The sequence below is a fragment of the Paraburkholderia sp. SIMBA_027 genome, from assembly GCF_046535315.1.
GTDB classification, from domain to species: domain Bacteria; phylum Pseudomonadota; class Gammaproteobacteria; order Burkholderiales; family Burkholderiaceae; genus Paraburkholderia; species Paraburkholderia tropica.
The window spans coordinates 1-233 of record NZ_JAWRWY010001684.1; the positions used below are offsets into that span (position 1 = coordinate 1).

Consider the following 233-nt stretch of genomic DNA (forward strand, 5'->3'; position numbering starts at 1 on the left):
GGACGCCGATATTGCCGGAAAGCCCCTGCAAGGAGATTGGGTAAGGCACCTGGCAGGCGGGACCATTGGAGATCCCCGGCTTGTCGGTGAAGACGACGCCCATGCGCTTCAGTTCGCTGCGGCAGGAAAGCTCCGAGGCCGGCATGACGCTGGGATCAGCGGGCATCGCCGGCGTGCTCATCATCGGATCGTTCGGCCGCAGCATCGCCACTTCCTGGCTCTCGTCCTCTTCG

At 64.4% G+C, this 233-nt stretch carries 1 protein-coding gene; it reads right to left on the reverse strand.

The genetic code is table 11. The features are described 5' to 3' along the window. A partial coding sequence (locus tag SB764_RS44915; RefSeq protein ID WP_410867426.1) for a hypothetical protein occupies positions 1-205 on the reverse strand: 205 nt, incomplete at its 3' end. Positions 206-233 lie beyond the last annotated feature (28 nt).